This is a genomic window from Pseudomonas quasicaspiana, from assembly GCF_021147825.1.
Classification (GTDB): Bacteria; Pseudomonadota; Gammaproteobacteria; order Pseudomonadales; family Pseudomonadaceae; genus Aquipseudomonas; species Aquipseudomonas quasicaspiana.
In genome coordinates, this window is sequence record NZ_JAGTPI010000118.1 from 1 (window position 1) to 3,193 (window position 3,193).

General features: G+C 59.7%; 2 protein-coding genes. Both read left to right on the forward strand.

Features of this window, described 5'->3' with window-relative positions; translation table 11 throughout:
* The first annotated feature begins 118 nt into the window (after positions 1–118).
* Complete coding sequence (locus KDX30_RS29335; protein ID WP_231668211.1) at positions 119–1,798, forward strand: MFS transporter; 1,680 nt, start codon at positions 119–121, stop codon at positions 1,796–1,798.
* The gene (locus KDX30_RS29340; RefSeq protein WP_231678243.1) at positions 1,795–2,985 is read left to right on the forward strand and encodes an HlyD family secretion protein; all 1,191 of its coding nucleotides are present in this window, start codon (positions 1,795–1,797) and stop codon (positions 2,983–2,985) included. Before KDX30_RS29335 ends, KDX30_RS29340 begins: the two co-directional genes overlap by 4 nt.
* Positions 2,986–3,193 lie beyond the last annotated feature (208 nt).

A 3,193-nucleotide genomic window follows, 5' to 3' on the forward strand; every position in this document is an offset into this window, starting at 1 on the left:
TCAGCACTGGCGATACATTCATCGACTGACCTGACGCCATCGCGGGCAAGCGCGCTCCTACAGGTCCTGTGCAACACTTCAAACATCAAACACAGTTGCCACAAGGCAGTACCCACGCATGAGCAGTAAGTACACCCAACGCGACTGGGCTCCCCATGAACGGCCGACCATGCCCGGCTCGCCGTCGACGCCGCTGCACTCAACGCCCAAGCGCTGGGCTTACGCGCTGGTTGGGGTCATCGTTGCGCTGACCGGCGGCCTGGGTAATGCACTGGTGGTTGCCAACCTGCCCTATTTGCAAGGTTCACTGGGCGCGACCACCGCTGAAGTCGCCTGGCTCCCCGCGGCCTACGTCATGACCAACGTCTCAATGAATCTGGTGCTGGTGAAGTTTCGCCAGCAGTTCGGCCTGCGGACCTTCACCGAGTTATTTCTGGTGCTCTACGCACTGGTGACCTTCGCTCACCTGTTCGTCAACGACCTGAACTCCGCCATCGCCGTGCGTGCGGCTCATGGGATGGTGGGCGCGGCCCTGTCGACGCTGGGCCTTTATTACATGATCCAGGCCTTCCCGCAAAAGTGGCGCTTGAAAGCATTGGTGCTCGGGCTGGGCACCGCGCAACTGGCTATTCCCATGGCTCGGCTTGTGTCCGAGGATTTGTTGCAAATCGCCGAATGGCGTGGCCTTTACCTGTTCGAGCTAGGCATGGCACTGCTGTCGCTAGGCTGCGTGCTGTTGCTCAAGTTACCTCCAGGAGACCGCTTCAAGGCATTCGAAAAACTCGACTTCCTGACGTTTGGCCTGCTTTCCACCGGCTTCGCCCTGCTCTGCGCCGTGCTTTCCCTGGGCCGCATCGAATGGTGGCTGGAGAAAACCTGGATCGGTCTGGCATCTGCCGCATCCATCGCGCTGATCTGCGCCGGTCTGGCCATCGAACATAACCGCAAAAACCCACTGCTGATCACTCGCTGGCTGGGCAGTGGTGCGATCTGGCGTCTGGGGCTGGCGGTCATCCTGTTCAGAGTCGTACTGTCGGAGCAATCCATCGGCGCAGTGGGGTTTCTTCAAACCCTGAACATGGGCTCCGAACAACTGCATTCACTGTACGCCGTGATGTTACTGGGCAGCGTGGCGGGTCTGGCGGTCAGTGCATGGACGATCAACCCGCAGCACCTGATCAAACCTTTGTTGATTTCTTTGGCGATGATTGCCATTGGCGCCTGGATGGACAGCGGCTCGACCAACGTCACCCGGCAATCGAACATGTACCTGAGCCAGTTTCTGCTGGCCTTCGGCGGCACATTCTTTCTGGGTCCGACGCTGGTCATGGGCATCAGCAGCGTGATCGCCAACCCGCGCAACATGGTCAGTTTTTCCGTACTGTTCGGGATCACCCAGAACCTGGGCGGGCTGATCGGCTCGGCGGTGTTCGGCACGTTTCAGGTGGTGCGGGAGAAATTTCACTCAAGCGTGCTGGTCGAACACCTCACCTTGATCAACCCTCAGGTTCAGGCCCGCCTGCAAAGCTCCAGCGCGAGCTACGCTTCAGCCATTGCTGACCCATCGACGCGGACCAGTCTGGGCATCCGCGCCATCGCCAATACAGCCACCCGGGAAGCCAATATTCTGGCCTACAACGACGTATTCATGCTGATCGCGCTGGTTGCCGTCCTGACCATGGTCTGGATTTCGATTCGCGTGACCTGGCTGAGAATGACCACAAAACCGCTTGCGGCGACAACGCCTGCAGCGGCGAACTCTACTTCCGTTAACTCCAGCGGCGCTCAACCTTCATGAATGACACAACCAAGCCCCCTGCATCGACCGACGCAGGCTCTGATCAGACACCAGAACAACCCGCATCATCAGGGCCGCCACCGCCCCCGGCAGCCGCCCCCGCCAGCAGCGAACCGCGCTCTTCGCGCACCCGGATCATCTCCTCGGTGATCTTTGCCAGCATTGCGCTGATCGGCATTCTGATCGTCCTCTATGCCTGGCAATTGCCGCCGTTCAGCAGCCCTGTCGAAAGTACTGAAAACGCATTGGTCAGGGGCCAGACCACGATCATCAGTCCGCAATTGAGCGGATATGTCTTCGAGGTGCCGGTACAGGACTTCCAGTTCGTCAAGGCAGGCGACCTGCTGGTGCGACTGGATGACCGGATCTACCGTCAGCATCTGGATCAATCGCTGGCGCAACTGGGCATTCAGAAAGCTTCACTGGCCAACAACCTGCAACAGCGACGCAGTGCCGAAGCGACCATTGCACAGCGCAAGGCCGCCCTGGAAAACAGCATCGCTCAGGGTCGCAAGGCGGCGGCCGACCTGCGTCGAAATCAGGCGCTGGTCACCGATGGTTCGGTCTCAAAAAGTGAGCTGGACGTCAGCCGCGCCGCCGATGCACAAGCCAACGCCGCCATCGCTGAAGCCCGTGCTGCGCTAGACATTGCCAAGGAGGATCTGCAAACCGTGATCATCAATCGCGGCTCGCTGGAAGCTTCGGTGGCCAATGCTGAAGCGGCTATCGAGCTGGCGCGCATTGACCTGAGCAATACCCGGATTCTGGCCCCGCGTGACGGTCAGTTGGGGCAGATTGGCGTGCGCCTCGGTGCCTACGTGAATTCCGGCGCGCAGTTGATGGCGCTGGTACCCGACCGGCTTTGGGTCATCGCCAATATGAAAGAAACGCAGATGGTGAATGTGCGCCTTGGTCAGCCGGTCACGTTTACTGTTGACGCGCTGGGCCATGAAAAGATGCACGGGCGCGTGCAGCGGATTTCGCCTGCGACGGGTTCGGAGTTCAGTTTGCTGCCGGCGGATAACGCTACCGGCAACTTTGTGAAGATCTCTCAGCGGATTCCGGTGCGGATCATTGTCGAGCCCAATCAGCCGTTGGCGAAACGTTTGCGACCGGGGATGTCGGTGGTGGTCAGCATTGATACCAGTCAGGACGGCGAGGTGCCAGCGGATCCGGGGGGTGAGTGAGGGGGGGCTCATCTTGTGTACATATCCGTTGGTGCGTTATGGCTGATATTGGTTGCGCTTTTACAGCGCGTCACTTTTGAACAGCGCAAAAGTAACCAAAACGCTTTTACCCCACCACTCGGCACCTCGCTGTCGCTCGGTGTACCCGCCCGCAGATCCTGAACCGTGGGCCGCCGCAACGGGCCATCCATGGCCCAATGCGGCTAAC